We start from the raw sequence: 21,356 nt of genomic DNA on the forward strand, positions 1-21,356 counted from the left end.
AGCATGATCATGAACTAATGAGGAGCACTTGTTTATGATATGAGCATTCAGCGTTAATACCTTCAAACCCTATTGGAAAACATACCCACTCATCGCTATCGCCATAAAACTATAAGGTCCATTATCCTGAATCGCGATTGGTACTAAAGAGTTAGATAAGTCATTGTATTAAGATTACAAAAGAAGCACACTTATAACATAATTTGATTGTTATCACGGAACGAAAATGAGTAAATTTATCTTCCAAGGCAGTAGCCCTATATCTGAAAAAGACTTTAAAAGTCATTTAGGCTCTTTGTGCCAATTAGAAAACATAGGTGTCCTTCTAGGTGCTGGTGCATCAGCAGGATGTGGTGGTATGACAATGAAAGGTGTATGGCTTGATGCAATAAGCAGCTCAACTAGCATAGTCAATGATTTACTCTACTTTAACCTCATAACTCAAGAAAATATCACTAATCAAGATGTAAATGTTGAGCAACTTTTAGACCAAGTAACTCAATATTTATCGGTTTACAAAAAAATGGCACCATTAAATGACGACTCTGCTCTAGAGTTTCGACCAGTTACGCGACTTCAAAAAATTCTCCTTTGTTTATATCAATCAGTAACTAAAGCTGCACTGTTGGTAGAACGAGAATCTTTTGGGAATGAGAACTTAGGATCTCAAGAACAATTCAAATATCATCGAGAACTGCTTGAAAAATTAATTTCAAATCGCCAGCCAGGTCAAGCCGCTCCGATGCTATTTACCACCAACTATGATCTCTCCTTAGAGTGGGCTGCTGAAGAAATAGGCATTCAACTTGTGAATGGATTTTCAGGGCTTCACACAAGAACTTTTCAACCTCAAAATTTTGACTTGAGCTTTAGAAACGTCAATGCAAAAGGTGAGGCCAGATTTGGGCACTATCATGCCTATTTGCATAAACTGCATGGCTCCCTGTCTTGGGTTCAAGAACATGACAGTGATATTAAAGAGATCCCTTCAGCTCTAGCGAAGAGCCGTTATATTGATCCATTGCTAAATGGTGAACCTGTATATGATAAGCAATTCTTAATTTATCCTGGTGCCAATAAATATCACCACACAATCGGTTTTGTATACGGTGAGATGTTTCGCAGGTTTAGTGAGTTCCTATCAAAACCTCAAACAGCCATTTTTGTAAATGGATATGGCTTTGGTGACTATCATATCAATCGAATAATTCTTGGGGCTCTTCTCAATCCTTCACTACATATTGTTATTTTCTATCCTGATCTGGATACAATATCGACAGATACAGCTAAATTAAACGAAGCACAAAAATGCATCAAAAAACTTAAATCACTGTCATTAAACCAAATTACAATTGTTGGCGGAGATTACAAGGCCTACTTCAATTCATTTGTTAAATATATTCCAAAGCCTGTGTTATTCCCTAGAGATACTTCCACACAAGATCTTGTAGCCGCAATTAATGATTTAGTTCAAAGTGGCAATCAGATATGAGCATAGAAACAGTCGACTCCATTGGGTATGTTGTAGCTCTTGAAGGAACAAAAATTCGCATAAACTTACTTGAGGGACACAAAGGGAAATTAGCCTCTCACAGACGGGGAGTAAGTTCTGTCTCTCAACCTGGTGATTTAATCGGATTAGATGCAGGTACTAACCTTGTTATTGCTAGAGTCACTGACATGGCATTTGTTGACCCAGACAAGGCTCACTCTTCTAATGTCGGTACAATGAATGTAACAGATACCCCTCTAAGGCAACTCATTGCATATTCTGTTGGCTATGTATTTCTGGAGGGTGAAACTCGAAAATTTATACCCGAAAACTGGAAATTACCAACATTAGGAGCAAAAGCGATTCCCCTGTCGAGCGACTATCTAGAAACTATTTATGGCGTAAATGAAGATGAAAAAGACTCCACTATTGAACTAGGGCGAGACTCAAGAACTAAAACGACGAGGATCAATGCTGGTCTCAACTCTCTACTTTCTAGACATTTGGCTGTTCTTGGTAGTACTGGTTATGGAAAATCAAATTTTAATGCACTGTTATCACAAAGAATACGTGAAAAATTTAAAAAATCTAGACTCGTTATTTTCGATATAAATGGTGAATATGCTGATGCATTTATTGGTCAAAAACGAGTGAAAGAAACCATTTTGGGTAGTACTCCATCTTCTACAACTAGTTCAGTTATATTTGAACCTGTGCCGGCACCTCCTATTTTTGACGGTAAATACCCAACCTATCATAAAATACCCTATCAGGCTTTGGGTTATGCTGGGTTAATCAAGTTGTTAAGGCCAAGCGACAAGACACAGTTACCTGCATTACGAAACGCTCTTAAATCTCTTCATATGGTTACTGTTGGAAGTGATAAAGATACTAGCTGGACAGGTACACAAGATAAATGGTTTCAACTTGTAGATGATTGCAGGCAAGAGGAACAAGAGAATCTTGGTTATTGGCTTGGGCAATTAAGGTCTAACCTTATAGCTCCAGCCTCTGTTTGGCCCCCGTTTAAATCACTGTCAGCTTTAGTTTCTGAATTCGGTTCCATTGCATATGATTCTAGAAATGGTGGAAAAAGTAAAGGGATGCATTTAATTTCAGTAATGTTCTGCCATTAGTCAAAATTATCCAACAGCTTTCTGAAGATGATCGATTTAAGGAAGTTGTGGATCTAAATGGTGGACAAGAATTAACAGTCTCTGATATGTGGAGAAAAGAAATCGAACAAGAAGTCGATTATATTTTTGGTAAAAAATCGGGGGAACTACAAGATTGGGATGTTCATATCATTAATTTAAAGAATATAGCTGACGATCATTCTCCAATGATTTTAGGTTCACTTTTAGAAATGTACTCTGATGTATTATTTAAAAGAGGCCAAGATCAGAATTATCCAACCATGCTTCTTTTAGAGGAAGCCCATCACTACCTTAGAGATCCCTTCGCAGAAGAAGGAACTCAGCTTAAAGCATACGAAAGGCTAGCAAAAGAAGGGCGCAAATTTAATTGCTCTTTACTTGTTAGTACCCAACGCCCCTCAGAGCTATCTTCCACAGTGCTGGCCATGTGTTCAAATTGGATCTCACTGCGCTTAACTAATGAACGTGACATCAATGCATTAAGACACGCGATAGAAAATGGTAACGAACATACTCTAAGTGAAATCTCTGGTTTACCTAGAGGCGATGCTATTGGTTTCGGGTCTGCATTCAATATACCTGTTAGATTTACGATTGATAAAGCGGAGCCTAGCCCTAAGTCTTCAGATGCTGCATTTGCTTCTATATGGTCGACATAAATTATTTTGATATATTAATTCGGATGACGATTAAGGAGTCAGTCACTAGATGGAAAGATAAGAGGGTTTGCACTATCGTTATGTGAGTGAGTCACCATAATCATATAGCAAAGTGTATTTAAGGATAAATGGTCTTTTAGGATTTTCTACACTATTAATGCAAAGATAAAACTTCACTAAACAACGCTTTGACAATTATCAGCTACGCTTTACGAAGTAAATCGTTACAAGGATGTAAAATGCTAAATTTGGAAGATATTTCATCAGATCCGATTAAAATCCGTCAACACAAGCGCCGTTTTCACTATCTGCAATTCCTGTATTTATTTTTAGTTTTTAGTGTCGGCATTACAGAGATGGTTTTTTTCTTTTCACCATTACCTGGATGTGTAGCAGTTACGATTGCTTACCTTTTTCGCTATATCAATAAACCAATATTCCCAGCAAAAGCATGGAAAATTCTCAAAGTAACGATATTCTGTTTAATGGCAGCTTCGTTGGGTTTCACTAATGTATAAATGTCGTAGGCAAAGCCCGTGCAGTATTTCTAAGACTCGAGGAATACAGTAAATAAATCATAAGGATTTAGCGATCCGTTTTGCAAGCGGTCCATATGAACTCACTTCATACTTACTTATAACTAGAGAGCCTTTTTGTAAAGGATTTTCGAGTTTAAATCACATCAAATATTCACTTAAAAGGTTACTCTTACAAAATGAATATTTTTTGTAATGGATTTAGGTTACGCTAAGACCCATATCTCTCAATAGGAAAGGTGTTCGCTTACCTAAATAGCATGTGGGTTAATGATATTGTCAATATAATGCGCGTTTAAAGATAAAGTATACCCAGAAGATTAACCCCAAAGCACCGAAGGCACTTTGGGGTTTTATATCAATGTATTGGATGATAACTCATCAATTAATATCCAATACATTTATCATATCGTAAATCTCATTAAACTATCTATTTTTTGCTGGTGCTTAAAACATCGACACAAAAAATGCACTAAAACAAATCGCAATAACAACAGTAGTACCTAATGCCATTTTTAATTCTGTATTCATTTTCTTGCCTCCAAATGGGTATAACGTAATAATAACGCTTTAAGCTAATTTACCCAAAAATTAACCTAATAAATGTGAGCCATAGCAAAATATAATCAATATCTATTCAAGATTAATCGATGGCAGTTGATCTTTGAGGGCTTAAGTTTTTACCAATCAGTACAGCAAAACTTTTCATTGTCATCTGAGCTTGTTAAAGTCAGATAAATTTTTATAAGAGAGCAAATCATGTCGCAATTACTTCATACGATGATCCGTGTAGGCAACCTAGAACGTAGCATTCAATTTTATACTCAAGTGATGGGAATGAAGCTACTTCGTCAATCTGAAAACGCTGAATACAAGTACACTCTTGCCTTTGTTGGTTTTGGTGAGGAAACAACTGGCCAAGCCGTTATCGAGTTAACTTATAATTGGGGTGTCGATACCTATGATTTAGGCAATGGCTTTGGACATTTAGCCATTGGCGAAGAAGACATTTATGCTCGTTGCGATGCCATTGCAGCCGCTGGCGGCAAAATTACTCGCGCTCCAGGCCCTGTGGCGGGTGGTAAAACTGAAATTGCCTTCGTTGAAGATCCAGATGGATACAAAATTGAGTTAATTCAAAAGAGTTCAGCAACTGAAGCGTTAGGTTAATTCATTTAAGCGGTAAACTTAAGCCTATTATTAAACTAGCAATAAACAATAAAACCAGCGAAAGCTGGTTTTATTTTACTGGGTAGCTCGACATTAGTCCCTAGTTCAAATCAATAAGACATTGTCATCAAACTAAAATGAGTAATACAAGGCAATATGCCTATTCAGGCTTAACCAAACTAAAATGCTCATATGCCCTTTGGGAGGCAATACGACCTCTTGGCGTGCGTTGGATAAACCCTTGTTGAATTAAAAAAGGTTCCAATACATCCTCAATCGTATCTCTATCTTCACCAATAGCTGCAGCGAGGTTGTCTAATCCTACTGGGCCACCCATAAATTTATCTATAATAGCCAATAACAATTTTCTATCTAAGTAATCAAAACCTTGTTCATCAACATCGAGCAAATCAAGCGCATATTCAGCGACTTTTTGGGTCACTTTACCATCATGTTTTACTTCCGCGTAGTCACGTACCCGACGTAATAAACGATTAGCAATACGAGGGGTTCCCCGTGAGCGTTTAGCGATCTCAATCGCCCCTTGCTCATCAACCTCAAGCTCCATCACCTTAGCTGAACGTGTCACAATTGTAGTGAGATCTTTCACATTGTAAAATTCTAACCGCAATGGGATACCAAAACGCGCACGCAATGGCGACGTTAGCGCCCCAGCACGAGTTGTGGCACCAATAAGCGTAAATGGCGGTAAATCTAATTTAATCGAACGTGCAGCTGGACCTTCACCAATCATAATATCAAGTTGGTAATCTTCCATCGCCGGATAAAGGATCTCTTCTACTACAGGGCTTAAACGATGAATTTCATCGATAAAGAGTACATCGCCCTCTTCAAGGTTAGTCAACAAGGCAGCTAAATCGCCGGCCTTTTCAAGCACGGGTCCAGAAGTAGATTTAATATTGACGCCCATTTCATTGGCTACAATCATCGCTAAGGTGGTTTTACCTAAACCTGGAGGGCCAAAAATCAACATATGGTCAAGGGCTTCACGACGATTTATCGCAGCTTGAATAAAAATCTTAAGCTGAGCTCGAGTATCATCTTGACCGGTATATTCATCCAACATTTTAGGACGCATAGCACGATCTATAAGTTCATCTTGACCTTGTTCCTGCGGCTGAATTAAACGATCAGCTTCAATCATTATTATGGACCCTGTTTATGAATATCATTTATTTATAACATTGATTTTAAGGCAGCTTTAATTAAGGTTTCAGAACTCATACCTTCTTTGAAAGCTGCTGCCACTGATTTACTGGCTTGCGCAGGTTTATAACCTAATGATAATAAAGCTGAAATAGCATCTTCTTCAGCACTGTCTTCAACAATAGCCGGAGTATAATTACTCTGCAGCATAAATTCGCGTTCTGTACCAGCAGAGGCTTCAAGCAAGCTTTTAAGTTTATCACGCATTTCTATCACTAAACGTTCAGCGGTTTTCTTACCCACACCAGGTAGCTTAACTAAGGTGGCAATGTCATCGCGTTCGACACATGACATAAATTCTGATGCTGTCATACCCGATAGAATCGTTAATGCTAACTTGGGCCCAACACCATTCGTTTTAATTAATAAGCGAAATAATGCACGCTCTTGTTTAGTGATAAAACCATAAAGCAACTGAGCGTCTTCACGTACCACAAAATGGGTAAATAACATCGTAGTTTGATTTAACCCAGGTAGTTCATAGAAGCTAGTCATAGGTACTTGCAACTCATAACCGACACCATTGACATCAATCACAACTTCAGGCGCTTGTTTTTCAACTAATATTCCGCTTAGACGACCTATCATTTGTATCTTCCATATGTTCTGCTGCTAGCTTTACCGCCCATGGCAATAAGGCTTTGATAAGTATGAAAATGGCAAATTGCTACCCCTAATGCATCTGCGGCATCCGCTTGTGGTGATGCAGGTAGCTTTAACAATTGCTTAATCATGTGTTGCACTTGCGTTTTTTGAGCTCGACCTGTGCCAACTACAGCACTTTTTATCTGGGTTGCGCTATATTCAGCAACAGGCAACCCCGCACATGTTGCCGCGACAATGGCTGCGCCGCGAGCTTGGCCCAATTTAAGGGCTGAGTCGGCATTTTTTGCCATAAATACCCGTTCAATGGCAAACTCATCTGGCTGATATTGTGTAATAATTTCGCATAAGCCTGCATAAATTTGTTGTAAACGTTGTGGTAACTCATCGGCTGATGTTCGGATGCAACCACTACCAAGGTAAATCTGTTGACGGCCTTGGCATTGAATAACACCATAGCCAGTAATACGGGAACCAGGATCAACCCCTAAAATGATCGCCATTGATGCCTCATTCGTTATCTAACGCTTGCATAACATCATCAGAAATCTCAGCATTATGATATACCTCTTGTACATCATCATGGTCTTCTAAGGTATCGATTAAACGTAAAAATTTCTCAGCAGTTTTAGCGTCGAGCTCAGCTTTTAATGAGGCAATCATAGTCACTTCAGCATTAACAGATTCAAAACAAGCGCTATCAAGTGCATCTTTCACTTTGCCAAATGCATCTGGAGTGGTAAAAACATCAGTTGAACCATCTTCGTGGGTGATAACATCTTCTGCACCAGCTTCTAACGCACTGTCGATTAAACTATCTTCATCAGTGTCGGTGTCGTAGGAAATAATGCCAGATTTAGTAAACAAATATGCCACCGAACCATCGGTGCCTAAATTGCCACCCGACTTATTAAAGGCATTGCGAACACCAGAAACAGTACGATTACGATTATCTGTCATGGTTTCAACCATGACAGCTGTACCACCTGGGCCATAGCCTTCATAAATAATGGTTTCTAATTGCTGCCCATCCATTTCACCAGCCCCACGTTTAATGGCTCGTTCTACGGTGTCGCGGGTCATATTATTTGATAAGGATTTATCAATTGCAGCGCGTAATCGGGGATTGGAATCAGCATCAGAACCGCCTTCGCGAGCAGCTACTGTCAGTTCTCGAATAAATTTAGTGAACAATTTACCGCGTTTAGCATCTTGTGCTGCTTTACGATGCTTAATATTGTCCCATTTGCTGTGTCCTGCCATTATGGCTCCTTATTATCCACTAGGATATTCCAAGTAAAACGGTCTACTTGTAAAAACATACCGAGGCAAAAGCCTCGGTATCTAGTGCCCTGTTAAGAGCGAGCAAATGGCTAACGTTAGCGATTTACTCTTCTGTTTTAACTTTTTCAACCACTGCAATGCCTAACTCAGCAAGTTGAACTGGGTTTGCAAATCCTGGCGCATTGGTCAACGGACATGCTGCGGTGGTGGTTTTAGGGAAAGCCATCACGTCACGAATTGAGCTAGCACCCGTCATTAGCATAATAATACGGTCTAAACCGAATGCTAAACCAGCATGTGGTGGTGTGCCATAACGTAATGCTTCGAGTAAGAAGCCGAATTTTTCATTCGCTTCTTCAGCTTCAATACCTAAAATATCAAATACTGTGCTTTGCATTTCTGCGTTATGGATACGGACTGAACCACCACCTAACTCACAACCGTTTAAGACCATATCGTAAGCATCAGAAATCGCGACACCAGGATCGGCAGCTAATTGTTCCGCACTAATGCCACGAGGCGCGGTAAATGGATGATGAACGGCGTGGAAACCACCATTAATTTTCTCAAACATCGGGAAGTCGACAACCCACATTGGACGCCACTGCCCTTCAAGAAGTTTGAAGTCTTCACCTGCTTTTAAGCGCAATGCACCCATGGCTTCAGCCACAACGTTAGCCTTATCAGCACCAAATAGAATGATATCGCCTGTCTGAGCACCAGTACGACTGATGATATCGTTAACAATAGGTTCATTTAAAAATTTAAGCACTGGCGATTGAATACCGTCCATACCTGCTGCTAAATCATTTATCTTCATCCACGCTAGGCCTTTAGCGCCATAAATACCAGCATACTTAGTGTAATCATCTATTTGCTTACGAGACAAAGATGCACCCGTTGGAATGCGTAATGCCGCGACTCGGCCTTCGACATCATTTGCTGGGCCATTAAATACCGCAAACTCAACATCTTTAACTAAATCGGCAATATCAACTAATTCAAGTGGATTACGTAAGTCCGGTTTATCGGAACCATAACGCTTCATTGCTTCGGCGTATGACATGCGAGGAAACTCACCTAAATCAACATTCAATAAGTCTTGAAACAAACCGCGCATCATCTGCTCAGTTTTTTCCATAACTTGTTCAGAAGACATAAAAGAGGTTTCAATATCAATTTGAGTAAATTCAGGTTGGCGATCAGCACGTAAGTCTTCGTCACGGAAACACTTAACAATTTGGTAATAACGGTCAAAACCCGACATCATCAATAATTGCTTAAATAACTGTGGCGATTGTGGCAACGCAAAGAACTGACCTTTATAAGTACGGCTTGGAACTAAATAATCACGCGCACCTTCTGGGGTCGCTTTAGTCAAAATAGGTGTTTCGATGTCTAAAAAGCCATTGCTGTCTAAAAAGCGACGAACTGAACTGGTCACTTTTGCACGAAACATAATACGCTCAGCCATTTCAGGACGACGTAAATCTAAATAGCGGTATTTTAAGCGTTGTTCTTCACTATTATTCTGATAATTATCCATGCTTAATGGCAAAGGTGCTGAAGCATTAATAACCGTCAGTTGCTTACCTAAGATTTCAATTTCGCCGGTTTTCATTTGTGAATTAACTTGGCTATCTGGACGCGCGTGAACAATGCCTTTAACTTGAACACAAAACTCACTGCGCAATGTGCATGCTATATCAAAAACATCTTTTAGATCTGGATCATAAACAACTTGTACTAGCCCTTCTCTATCGCGTAAGTCTAAAAAAACCACTCCGCCTAAATCTCGACTACGATTAACCCAACCGACTAAAGTAACTTCTTGACCTAGATGAGACTTATTGATGTCTCCACAATAATGACTGCGCATTGAACTCTATCCTTTATTCACAAAACGGTATTTTAGAAATCGAAAACCATAAAAACGGCATTATATACCGTGACTCAAACTTATGCATTGAAGTATCAGTCAGATCGCAGCAATTAACCAGACCTATAGCGAATAAACCCGGTTGATTGACTGAAAAACCAGCAACCAAACTAGCTCATTTTATATTGATGTCCACCTACTTTTTTTGCCTGATACATTAATTGATCTGATATATTCAATAACGATGTCGCGTTATCGGCATCATCAGGAAAAATAGCAATACCGATACTGGCCGAAATAGTAATGTTAAGATCATCAATGAGTAATGGTTTTTGTAATGTCGCTAATATATTATCAGCCACTTGACGGGCACTTTCTTTGGCTTCAATATTATTTAATAACACCACAAATTCATCGCCACCAAAGCGAGAAACAGTATCAGACTCCCTCACTAGTTGGGTTAATAACAAGGCTATATGTTGCAATAATTTATCCCCTACATGGTGACCATGTTGATCATTTACAGCTTTAAATCCATCCAAATCAATAAATAATAACGCAAATTTTAAATCGTCCCTTTGATGAATGAGTGTGGCTTGTACTAATCTATCATCAAGTAAACTGCGATTAGGCAGTGAGGTAACATTGTCATGATTGGCAATAAATCTAAGGTTATCTTCTACTATGAGACGTTTTTGAATTTCAACATTCAAACGTCGATTTGACATCAAAATGATAATGGAAATGAAGAAAATAACTAAAAAACCAATAACCGATAATTTCAACCAACGTTGATATTGTGAGGTGTCACTATTGAGATCTAAAGATACCCATTTTTGGTACATGTTTTGTTGTTCGGTTTCATCGATGGTTGCTATCACTCGATCGATTAATGGGACTAAGGTCTTTACCCCTGGAAATAAACCAATGTGACTATTATGTTCAGTAAGTTCGGCTAATAACGACATCTTTAAACTCGGGTATTGACCACCTTTTAAGGTGGTAGCCAATGTGGCAACTTGTTCAACAAACATATCTGCTCTGCCATTAATTACCGAGTTCATCCCCTCTTTGGTATCTGACACTATCACCAAATGTAAACTCGGGTATTGTTGACGGAGTTGATCCATGATGTGGTAGCCTTCAACCACTGCCAATCGTTTACCGCCAACTTGTGAAATATTAAAAATTGGAGGTTGTGTTAAAGAAGATACTATTGCCCAAGACGACGGCCAATATGCTAATGAAAACGCAATAGAATTTTCACGTTCTGTCGTTTTTGCCATACTCCCGACAAGATGAATCTCTCCTTTAATCAGATCATTCATCATATTACCAAAATCATCATAAGCCACAGGAATAATGGGTAAATTTAGTTGCTTGACTAATAAATTTTTAATATCTGCATTAATCCCTAAAAACTCACCATTTTCCCCCTGAAACTCCATAGGGGCCCAATTCTTTAGGTAACCCATTTTAATTGCGCCTAAACTACTAATATATTGTTTTTGTTGAATAGTCAGTTTAATTTTATTTGCTGAACCAGCGAAAAAACGGTCATCTGGATTAATTAACCATTTACGTTCAATTTGTATCAATTCTTCAACAGAGATCAAATTAAAACCAGCTTGAATACGGTCCGCTAATCCATTGTCATCAATCCGAGTTAACACATACATATCTGTCGAAAATTCTATATCATCATATTGACGAAACTCTGCCCATAATTTATTAGCCAATAAATAATGCGATGTCATTGCAGCTGAAGACACAAAACCAGTAATCTCGTCATTACGGGATGCTTTTACCATACTGTCTAATGAATCATAGAAACGAATCTGTGCCTTAGGAAACGCTTTTTTAATATCACTAATATAAGGAGCTGTAGGGAATACACCTATTCGCATATCACTATTTTTAATATTTTTTAAGTTAAGGTTAGTACTAAAAAAACGACTTTTAACAGAAATGATATGCCATGTTTGCTTTAATCCTGTGCGCATTTCTTGGCTTTCTGGGTAACCAATATGAACATCAGCAACACCACGTTTAACGTCTTCAATAGTGCTATTCATATCGCCAGCAACAAAATCAATATTAATACCGGTTTTTTCTGACCATAATGTCCATAAGTCAACCAACATACCGTGTGGCAAACCATCAGTTCCAATATCAATATAAGGTTCTACATTATTTTGCATCGCAATAACAACGCCTGAGGTTTGTCGATGATAACCTAACCAACGTCGCTCGATTTGCTTGGTTATTTTAGCGGGTATCAATTCAAAACCACGGTTAATTTTGTTGATAAGCTCCGTGTTCCCTTTCGAAACAGCCGGTGAAAGATTTATTTTTTTGATGAGAATACGTGAGGAACTGTAGAAGTTTGCCGCAATATCTTGTTCTAGTGCTAAATTGCGTTGGTATCCTTCTGTACTGGCAAAAACAAACAAATCTTCATTAACAGCCGCTTGTAATAATTGTTCACGATTTTGATAGCGTTTAAAGCTAAGCTTGGGTTCTAATGCAGATAATGTTGCTTCATGTGATGAGCCTGTCACGATACCTATTTGATAAGGAACTAAATCACTTATTTGTTTTTTACTGTTGAGCGACTTATGCACATAAAGATAGGTATTTACTGAGGTAAATGAATTGGCAAAATCAAATTTTTCAAGCCGGGCCTCATTTTGCGACATCCCAATATGAACATCGGCTTTATTCTGTTCAAGTTGTTCAAGTGACTGCTGCCAATGTCGAGATACAAATTGCACTTTAGTACCTGAAAAAACTGACCATTCACGCCACAAATCAACCAAGATACCAGCAGGAGTACCTTTGTCATCTAAATATTGAAACGGATAAGTATCTTCTCCCATTACAATAATTAATGGAGATTGTTGATCTACTAAGTCATTTTTATCAAAATCAGTTGCTTGTACTGGTAATGATGTCCATGTAAATAAAATTGCTAATATCCAAGGTATAAATTTCAAGTTTTTTCCCTAATACTTTGTTTTTTTATACTTACTCATCTAAATAAGCTGATTTATATTAAATGTGCAGATAATTCATTGATAAAATGTTGAGCAACCTCACCTTTATGTTGGCATTAACTTATGTTGATATTAAATTGGGTTGACACTAGGGTCTGTTGATATCACTACAAATTAGTTACTAATCGATTAACCAACATCCACATTACATCGTAGTAACAAAAATAAATAATATCATTTTTCTATATTGTTTCGTGTCGAGTGGATAAATACAGCGTAATTTTTGAATTTTTATTGATAATACCAGTATTCAACCTCATTCAAAACCGCTCTTATTAACAACAGTAGCCACTATTTGAAAAAAAACTCACAAATCTGCAATAGTATGCTTGCTGCGGTTCACCTTGATTAGCTAAAATACAATCCTAATTTTTCCATATTACAGCTGATGAAATCTCAACAAGATACGATATACGCTAATGTAGCCAATAACATAACGGATTTTCAATTTGATCAACGTGTTGCTGGTGTATTTAATGACATGATCCGTCGCTCAGTTCCTGGTTACGCACAAATTATCAATACCATTGGTGATTTTGCTAATCGCTTTGTCACACCTCAAAGTAATATTTATGACCTTGGCAGTTCGTTAGGCTCTGCCACCTTGAGTATTCGTCGACAAATTGAAGGTCGAGAGTGCCATATTTATGCGATTGATAATAGCCAGTCAATGATTGACCGTTGTACTGAAAATCTTGCTGCTTATGTCAGCGACATCAAAGTGAATTTACTGTGTGCCGATATAAGAGAAGTCGAAATTCAAAATGCGTCGATGGTTGTGCTAAATTTTACATTACAATTTTTGCCTATCCAGGATCGAAATGCGCTGATTAAACGTGTATATGACGGTATGCTACCCGGCGGCATTTTAATCATTTCTGAAAAGTTGTTTTTTGAAGATAATCAAATTCAGCAGTTATTAGATGAACAGCATTTAGATTTTAAGCGTGCAAATGGGTATAGTGAGCTCGAAATAAGTCAAAAACGCAGCGCGTTAGAGAACGTTATGCGTCCAGACAGCTTGAATGTTCATCAACAGCGTATAACCGAAAGCGGCTTTAGTCACTTTTCAATTTGGTTTCAATGTTTTAACTTTGCATCTATGGTAGCCATTAAATGATCAATTTCAGTTCTTTTTATAAAGACATTGCCGATTCAAATCTGCAGCATTGGCTTGAAACGCTACCAGCCATTTTAGGGAAATGGCAACGAGATAATAATCACGGGAGTTTACCTAAATGGGAAAAAGTCCTCAATAAATTGCATTATCCGCAACCTGATAAAGTTGATTTTAGTAGTACTGTCACCATTGGAACCGGTGAACAACTTAGCCCTGGACAAGTAGAAAAACTTTCTAATTTGCTTGCTGTTTTCCAACCATGGCGTAAAGGACCATTTATAGTTCATGGCATTCAAATTGATACTGAATGGCGAAGTGATTGGAAATGGGATCGAGTTAAAGATTACATCACACCGTTAACAAATCGTACCGTATTGGATGTCGGTTGTGGTAGTGGCTATCATATGTGGCGAATGCTGGGTGCAGGAGCGACTCGAGTTGTCGGAATAGATCCGTCGCCTTTATTCTTATGTCAGTTTGAAGCCATTAAACGAGTCGCTGGAAATCAACATCCAATACATTTACTGCCTCTAGGGATTGAAGAGTTACCCGCTTTAGATGCCTTTGATACGGTATTCTCAATGGGGGTCCTATACCACCGTCGGTCTCCTATTGATCATTTACTACAATTACGAGATCAACTCCGCGTTGGTGGAGAACTGGTATTAGAAACATTGGTGATTGATGGCGATGAGAATGCAGTACTTGTGCCACAAGATAGATATGGCAAAATGAACAACGTTTGGTTTATACCCTCTGTAGCAGCCTTAATGTTATGGTTAAAGAAATGTGAGTTTATTAATGTTCGTTGCGTTGACATCGATATCACCTCGTTAGCAGAACAACGCAGCACTGCTTGGATGAAAAATGAATCTCTAGTCGATTACCTCGACCCAAATGATGTAAGTTTAACCATTGAAGGTTATCCTGCACCCAAAAGAGCCATTATCATTGCAACCAAGAACCAACCGAATCACGACTTAGTGTAAATAATACTATTCAACAGGAATTGATATGTTAAAGCAGGTAATTGCTCTATCCATTGTAGCAGCCCTTATTTCGGGTTGTACAACAACTCAAAAACCCACAACACCTCCGCTAACTAATGCTGATCTGAATAGCGGTTTGCAAATGTCGCAAACGGTGATCATTGACGCTATGAGTTCACAAAACGCTCAACAACTAAGTGATATTGGTGCTCTTTCTGATGAAATCCGCAAACTGAAAACACAAGTCAGCGCAGCAATTAATGAGAAACCTAAAACAGTTATTGTTCAACCACCTATGCCTAAAACTATTGCGGTTCCGGAACAGTGTGCTGAAGCCATTATTGGAGAAAAATTTCTCCTAGGTGAAGTCGAAAGTGTCTATATTGATGAAGTAAAAGCCAAGTTTGCAACACGTATCGATACCGGTGCTGAATCATCCTCTTTGGATGCTCGTAATATCGTATTATTTGAACGAGAAGGCATACAATGGGTTCGCTTTGACGTAATGACTAATGGTATTGATCAACCAGGCAATACCTTTGAATCTAAAGTTGAACGTTTTGTACGTATTAAACAGGATGCAGATACGGGAGATGACCGTCGTCCAGTCATTCATGCCCATTTAAAAATAGGTAAATATGCCGCCGAAACCGATTTAAACTTAACGGATCGAAGTCACCTAGAGTATCCTTTATTACTAGGTCGCAAGTTTATGAAAGATATTGCCATTGTTGATGTAGGCCAAAGCTACATTTATGGTAAAGCCAAAAACCAAATTACCACTTTAGTTAAGTAGGATCCGTAATGCATTCTCGTAAACCGTTTTATATATTCGTTGCACTGCTATTTATAGTTGGGATCAGTACCAGTATCTATCGTGGATTAGTCCACAATGTGCCTTTTTTACCCGGTGAACAGGTACAAAGTTGGGCAATCGATGCCAAAGTCAGTTTTACTGGCACAAACCAACCTGCTGAGGTCAATTTTTCATTACCTAGCGATCCTGCATTTGACATACTCGTCGAAAATGCATCCTCTCCAGGTTATGGCTTAAGTATATCGGCTGATGCTAAGGATCGTCGTGCAGTTTGGTCAATTCGTGACGCTTCAGGCCCTCAAGCATTATACTATCGAGTCACATTGGTGCCGACAGGCAAACTCAATATTGAAACGGATATAGAACCCGTTACACCAGAACCTTATTTATGGCCCGCGACAGAAAAATCAGCTGCGGAGCAAGTTATTGAAGAAGTATGGACTCGCAGTGCAACTAACTTATCCTTTGCTCAACAACTAATGAATTTGATTAATGATAATAATCAAAGTCAAAACATGGCATTGTTGTTATCGGCCAATACCTCAACCAATCTTTTTTTGCATATGCTGCATTCAAAAGGTGTACCTGCACGTGTGGTTAATGGCTTACAACTTGAAGATCAACGTCGTCGCCAACAACTCACAACCTACGTTCAAGTTTATAACGATGGCGAATGGGTACTTTTCGATGTTGCTAACAATAAACAAGGCCGTGATAACACCTTAGTGTTATGGGAATATTCTGGTCACTCTGTACTTGATGTTATGGGGGGAACTAATTCATTAGTTAATTTCTCTATGTTACAAGACACTCGCTCTGCATTGGCAACATCTATTGATATGATGATGAATGATGATGCGTTCGATTTTTCCTTGTATCAATTACCGCTTGAAGAACAAAGCACATTTAAAGGTATTCTGTTAATTCCTATCGGAGTATTGGTTGTCGTGTTTTTACGTGTCATCGTCGGGATCAAAACATCGGGTACTTTTATGCCTGTATTGATTGCCCTCGCCTTCATTCAAACCACGCTATTGACTGGCTTAATCGGCTTCTTGTTAATCGTTGCTTTTGGATTAATGATCCGCTCATATCTGTCGACACTCAACTTACTCTTAATATCCCGAATATCGGCGGTGATAATAGTGGTGATCTTCATTATTGGTTTATTTACCTTAATCTCATTCAAATTAGGCTTAAGCGAAGGCCTTACGATTACGTTCTTCCCAATGATCATCTTGGCGTGGACTATCGAACGTATGTCAATTTTATGGGAAGAAGAAGGCCCTAAAAAAGTATTTGTATCCGGTGGTGGTAGTTTATTTGTCGCAACATTAGCGTATTTAGCAATGGACAATGAATTGGTGCAATATTGGGTATTCAACTTTTTAGGTATCCATTTAGTGATTTTAGCCTTGGTATTAGTAATGGGACAATATACCGGTTACCGTTTAACCGAACTAAAACGCTTCAAACCATTAGTTGGAGAACAATAATGAAGTACGCCTGGCCCTGGGAATTGAGCCGTAGTGGTGTACTCAACATGAATAGGCGCAATATTAGCTATATTGGTCGTTATAATCAGCGTAAATTTTATAAACGCGTTGATGACAAGCTAATCACTAAGCAACTTGCGCTTGCTAATGGCATTGCGGTTCCCGATTTAATTGGTGTTGTTCATGAACAACATAAAATCCAAGACATTCCAGCAATGGTCTTGGACCGTAGTGGTTTTGTGATTAAACCAGCAAAGGGTTCTGGTGGTAAAGGGATTATGGTGATCACCAAAGTGAGCAATGGTTGTTATTACAAAGCCAATGGTCATGAAGTGTCTCATAATGAAATTTATCGCCATGTATCCAATATTTTAAGTGGTTTATTTTCTCTAGGTGGTAAGCCAGATGTCGCAATCGTTGAAGGATTAATTGAATTTGATCCTGTCTTTGAAGGCTTAAGTTATGAAGGTGTCCCTGACATCCGCTTAATCGTGTTTAAAGGCTTCCCTGTAATGGGTATGTTACGTTTATCGACGGCGGCATCTGACGGTAAAGCTAACTTGCACCAAGGCGCTGTCGGTGTTGGTTTAGATATCGCGACCGGAAACAGTTTGCATGCAGTGCAATTTGACTTACCCTCGCATAAGCATCCAGATACTCACTTCCCTTTATCGGACATTAAAGTGCCTCATTGGGAGACATTACTTCACACAGCATCTAGTGCTTATGAAATGTGTGAATTAGGGTATTTAGGTACCGATATGGTGTTAGATAAAAATAAAGGCCCATTGTTGCTAGAATTGAATGCCCGTCCTGGCTTAACAATTCAAATTGCGAATGGTAGAGGGCTTCTACCTCGACTTAAGCATGTTGAAGCGATGAAAAGCTCAGCAATGTCAGTTGAGGAACGCGTGGCTTATGCTAAAAAGCATTTTTGTAGCAACCCTATTTTTTAATCTTGTTGTCACAGCAAATGCTGTGGCAAATCCTTTAGCACTGTTCATCGAACAGTGCTTACAATATCAACCAAACCTAGTGCAAGATGACCTTGTTACTTTTCAGTCAGTTGAACAGCAAGCTGTTGAATTTGAAAAGCAAACACTTGCGTTAAATAATCTTAACGACAGAATTCAATATTATCGTCCTTTCGTCATCGACAACCAAAGTAAACAAGGTTTATTGTGGTGCCAACTTCATCTTGCTGATGAACTGTATGCATTAACTGCAGCACCATCCACTCAATCCCTTATCAATAAATTACAACATGCCGCCCTTCCTTATAACCAGTTAGGGGAGCATTTGGCATCGATAAAACAGATGCAATGGGCGTTAATCGAAAAATCAAAACTTCACAGTGCTCAAGCAAGTATTCATTTAGCATTGTCGCAACAAGATTTCACAATGCAATTTAATCAGCAGGATTGTGTGCTCAATAATGGCCCAAAAAGCGAATCTAAAACAAATGATAACGACATTAACAACAATGCAAATATTGATATAAGCATTGCCAAATATTTAATTAAACAACCCAATGAACACTGCAGAAAACAAGCGTGGCTTGCTTATCAAACTCGCTCAAGAGACCAACAGACACCCGCTCTTGAGTTGATTCATCAATTACATCAACAATATGCAACACAGCAAGCATACGACAATACTGCACAATCGGAGTTGTCTCGTTATGGATTAAATCCCCAATTATTACAACAATTTTTAACCAACCAAACAACTAATTTAGATATTGCGCCATGGAATATTGCCCATGTATTAAGTGGTATAAGTAAATCATCGAAGATGAAAATGATTACTTCGAACGAATTTTTACAGCAAATATTCGCAAGTCTTAAGCCATTAGGACTCAAGTTTGAATTAATTACACTGGCAAGTTCGACTACAAACAAACAATCATCGTCCGATGCTGAACAACATAATCCATTAACTGACATGCAAGCTATTCGCGTGTGGCATCAGCAACGATTACTTGGTGACATTTTTACCTATCCACAAGATAAGCTAAAATCCAGATTAAATGTAGATGGTCAACTCATAAAACAAGCTGTCATTGGTCATCAATTTGGACAATATGCGCTAAGTTTTCCTCGACAATTAACCCGGCTGCAACAACAACAAAAATTAATTTACGCTTTGAGCCAAGCAATAGTATCCTTAGCGCAAAGCGGCCAGTTTTATTTTCTCAGCAATAGAGTACAAAACCTAGATACCCATGCGATATCAACGAAGTGGTTAGTGCACTACATTAACCAACAACTTGACTTGCCTTTGTTGTCTGCACGCCATCAATTAGTTGCACAATATCAGCAACAATTATGGGTATTCAGAGCAAAAGTTGCACTGACGTTTTATCAATATAAAGGTAACTTTAAAGGTACTGATAAAGATGATTGGCTAACAAACAATCAACCATTGTCAGCCGCATTTGAACAGAGCTTTGGCCAACAATGGCCAAACGCTACAGATGCAATTTATAGTTATCAAGCTATTGCTAATGAAGGCATTAATCATTATCTTCCTTTATGGCAAACAGCATTGACACAATTAATCATAGCTGAGGTACCAGCCAAAATATCACCGAGAGACATATTTGATTTACTGGTTATAAACGAAACATATTTACCCTTAAACGATCGACTTGAACGGCTTATTGGCCCACCGATTGACACACATTCACTCATCAGGAGATTTAAACATGCTGGAACTACGCAAGAGTAAAACACTCTCGTACTTACTATTGTCAGCTACGTTGTTTAGTAGTGTGGCTTTCGCAAAAGAGACCGTCGAAAAAGTACCTCATAACTTAACAGCAGAACAAGTTTATCAAGGTATTAAAACTAATTTAGAAACCAACCTTTATTCATTACCACCACGAGTACAAGCACATTATGCTATTCGCCAGTTCCGTATGACAGGTGAAAACAAATATGCTAACGGTTCATTAATCGATCTCATTACCATTGCGGAACGTCAACTTTATTATTCCTGTAATCTGGACAAGCCTGGTTTTATTAAAAGTGAATCAAAAATTGAAGCTGATAAGATAGGGAATGGTCCTCGTGGTAAAGCTCGTAAAATAGCTATCGCACCCTACCCTAATTTTATGCTGTACACTGATGTTTTATTACGTTATTCCAGTCGTGTCGATGAATTTGGCTTTACAGGACCTTGTCATGATTTAATGATAAAAACCTTAAAAAATGCCAATCTAGAACCTGCTTTAACCGATAAAAAAATGATCAAAGCTTGGGCTGCACAGTTAATTAACTATGTTTACTGGGCTAAACAAATTGGTGTTGGGGACTATTATGAAGCTTATAAAAAAGCCTTTATTAAAACCTACCCTAATAGCAAGGATGATAAGCTCAAAAAAGGTCAATATAAAAATAAAATTTATGGCATGACTCACTTTATTTTTTCAGCCAGTGAGTATTATCAACACCCAGTGGACCCAAAAGAATACCAATGGATTCTAGATTATTTTGAAAAAAACATTGATCGCATTTTAACTGATACTACTGAAGATATTATTACTGAAGTCGGCATTAGTTTCTTGATCACGGGTAATGGTGATAATCCTGTCGTTGATAAAGTGAAGAAATACGTGATTGCGGCTTACGATCCCAACACTATGATGATCCCATCGCCTCATGGTAAAGCAGAGTTATCTAGCGGTGAGCACAGAAACGTCTTAGCGATGATGTTATTAGATTGGCCAGAAACATTACATAAAGGCCCATATTTAAATGATATAGCGTCAACTAAAAGAAATTTACCTAAATCAGTTACCCCTAAGACTTCTATGAGTAATGTAAAATTGCACTAAAATATAAAGATGTACAAACTGAGGCAAATGCAC

At 38.5% G+C, this 21,356-nt stretch carries 18 protein-coding genes; 12 read left to right on the top strand and 6 right to left on the bottom strand.

Annotated elements, in window-relative coordinates:
* The first annotated feature begins 226 nt into the window (after positions 1–226).
* The 5 genes from FH971_RS10945 (at position 227) to gloA (ending at position 5,014) form a co-directional block, all read left to right on the top strand.
* Positions 227–1,492 (top strand): SIR2 family anti-phage-associated protein, encoded by a 1,266-nt coding sequence (locus FH971_RS10945; RefSeq protein ID WP_140234316.1) that lies wholly within the window; start codon positions 227–229, stop codon positions 1,490–1,492.
* Positions 1,489–2,628 (top strand): helicase HerA domain-containing protein, encoded by a 1,140-nt coding sequence (locus FH971_RS20460; protein WP_206194417.1) that lies wholly within the window; start codon positions 1,489–1,491, stop codon positions 2,626–2,628. The genes FH971_RS10945 and FH971_RS20460 overlap by 4 nt, the downstream gene beginning before the upstream one ends.
* A 47-nt stretch (positions 2,629–2,675) precedes the next feature.
* Positions 2,676–3,308: an ATP-binding protein gene (locus tag FH971_RS20465; RefSeq protein ID WP_206194418.1), complete on the top strand. Its 633-nt coding sequence runs from the start codon at positions 2,676–2,678 to the stop codon at positions 3,306–3,308.
* A gap of 239 nt (positions 3,309–3,547) precedes the next feature.
* Positions 3,548–3,826, top strand: coding sequence for a hypothetical protein (locus FH971_RS10955; RefSeq protein WP_140234317.1), 279 nt, complete (start codon positions 3,548–3,550; stop codon positions 3,824–3,826).
* Between the two features lie 777 nt (positions 3,827–4,603).
* Positions 4,604–5,014: a lactoylglutathione lyase gene (gloA, locus tag FH971_RS10960; protein ID WP_140234318.1), complete on the top strand. Its 411-nt coding sequence runs from the start codon at positions 4,604–4,606 to the stop codon at positions 5,012–5,014.
* A 160-nt stretch (positions 5,015–5,174) separates the two neighbouring features.
* Here gloA and ruvB read toward each other — a convergent pair whose 3' ends face one another.
* The 6 genes from ruvB to FH971_RS10990 form a co-directional block, all read right to left on the bottom strand.
* Positions 5,175–6,179: a Holliday junction branch migration DNA helicase RuvB gene (gene ruvB / locus FH971_RS10965; RefSeq protein WP_140234319.1), complete on the bottom strand. Its 1,005-nt coding sequence runs from the start codon at positions 6,177–6,179 to the stop codon at positions 5,175–5,177.
* A 32-nt stretch (positions 6,180–6,211) separates the two neighbouring features.
* The gene (gene ruvA / locus FH971_RS10970; RefSeq protein WP_137226974.1) at positions 6,212–6,829 is read right to left on the bottom strand and encodes a Holliday junction branch migration protein RuvA; all 618 of its coding nucleotides are present in this window, start codon (positions 6,827–6,829) and stop codon (positions 6,212–6,214) included.
* Positions 6,826–7,347 (bottom strand): crossover junction endodeoxyribonuclease RuvC, encoded by a 522-nt coding sequence (gene ruvC, locus FH971_RS10975; protein WP_101087026.1) that lies wholly within the window; start codon positions 7,345–7,347, stop codon positions 6,826–6,828. The genes ruvA and ruvC overlap by 4 nt, the downstream gene beginning before the upstream one ends.
* Positions 7,348–7,354: 7 nt before the next feature.
* Complete coding sequence (locus FH971_RS10980; protein ID WP_137226973.1) at positions 7,355–8,107, bottom strand: YebC/PmpR family DNA-binding transcriptional regulator; 753 nt, start codon at positions 8,105–8,107, stop codon at positions 7,355–7,357.
* Positions 8,108–8,231: 124 nt separating this feature from the next.
* Positions 8,232–10,007, bottom strand: a complete 1,776-nt coding sequence (gene aspS / locus FH971_RS10985) for an aspartate--tRNA ligase (protein ID WP_140234320.1) — start codon at positions 10,005–10,007, stop codon at positions 8,232–8,234.
* Positions 10,008–10,177: 170 nt separating this feature from the next.
* Positions 10,178–13,003 carry a transporter substrate-binding domain-containing protein gene (locus FH971_RS10990; RefSeq protein WP_140234321.1) on the bottom strand — a complete coding sequence of 942 codons (2,826 nt, stop codon included), beginning with the start codon at positions 13,001–13,003 and terminating at the stop codon, positions 10,178–10,180.
* A 448-nt stretch (positions 13,004–13,451) separates the two neighbouring features.
* Between FH971_RS10990 and cmoA the strand changes: the two genes are divergently transcribed.
* Genes cmoA through FH971_RS11025 form a run of 7 tightly spaced genes read left to right on the top strand, consistent with a single transcriptional unit; the run spans position 13,452 to position 21,323 of the window.
* The gene (cmoA, locus tag FH971_RS10995) at positions 13,452–14,183 is read left to right on the top strand and encodes a carboxy-S-adenosyl-L-methionine synthase CmoA (RefSeq protein WP_140234322.1); all 732 of its coding nucleotides are present in this window, start codon (positions 13,452–13,454) and stop codon (positions 14,181–14,183) included.
* Positions 14,180–15,172, top strand: a complete 993-nt coding sequence (gene cmoB / locus FH971_RS11000) for a tRNA 5-methoxyuridine(34)/uridine 5-oxyacetic acid(34) synthase CmoB (RefSeq protein ID WP_140234323.1) — start codon at positions 14,180–14,182, stop codon at positions 15,170–15,172. Before cmoA ends, cmoB begins: the two co-directional genes overlap by 4 nt.
* 25 nt (positions 15,173–15,197) lie before the next feature.
* A complete protein-coding gene (locus FH971_RS11005) occupies positions 15,198–15,968 on the top strand; it encodes an ATP-dependent zinc protease family protein (RefSeq protein WP_140234324.1) in 771 nt (256 codons plus the stop codon).
* Between the two features lie 8 nt (positions 15,969–15,976).
* Positions 15,977–17,485 carry a UUP1 family membrane protein gene (locus tag FH971_RS11010; RefSeq protein WP_137226967.1) on the top strand — a complete coding sequence of 503 codons (1,509 nt, stop codon included), beginning with the start codon at positions 15,977–15,979 and terminating at the stop codon, positions 17,483–17,485.
* Positions 17,485–18,441: an alpha-L-glutamate ligase-like protein gene (locus FH971_RS11015; protein ID WP_137226966.1), complete on the top strand. Its 957-nt coding sequence runs from the start codon at positions 17,485–17,487 to the stop codon at positions 18,439–18,441. The genes FH971_RS11010 and FH971_RS11015 overlap by 1 nt, the downstream gene beginning before the upstream one ends.
* Positions 18,404–20,215: a hypothetical protein gene (locus tag FH971_RS11020; protein ID WP_140234325.1), complete on the top strand. Its 1,812-nt coding sequence runs from the start codon at positions 18,404–18,406 to the stop codon at positions 20,213–20,215. The genes FH971_RS11015 and FH971_RS11020 overlap by 38 nt, the downstream gene beginning before the upstream one ends.
* Complete coding sequence (locus tag FH971_RS11025; RefSeq protein ID WP_140234326.1) at positions 20,193–21,323, top strand: DUF3541 domain-containing protein; 1,131 nt, start codon at positions 20,193–20,195, stop codon at positions 21,321–21,323. The genes FH971_RS11020 and FH971_RS11025 overlap by 23 nt, the downstream gene beginning before the upstream one ends.
* Positions 21,324–21,356 lie beyond the last annotated feature (33 nt).

It is taken from the genome of Shewanella polaris, assembly GCF_006385555.1.
GTDB classification, from domain to species: domain Bacteria; phylum Pseudomonadota; class Gammaproteobacteria; order Enterobacterales; family Shewanellaceae; genus Shewanella; species Shewanella polaris.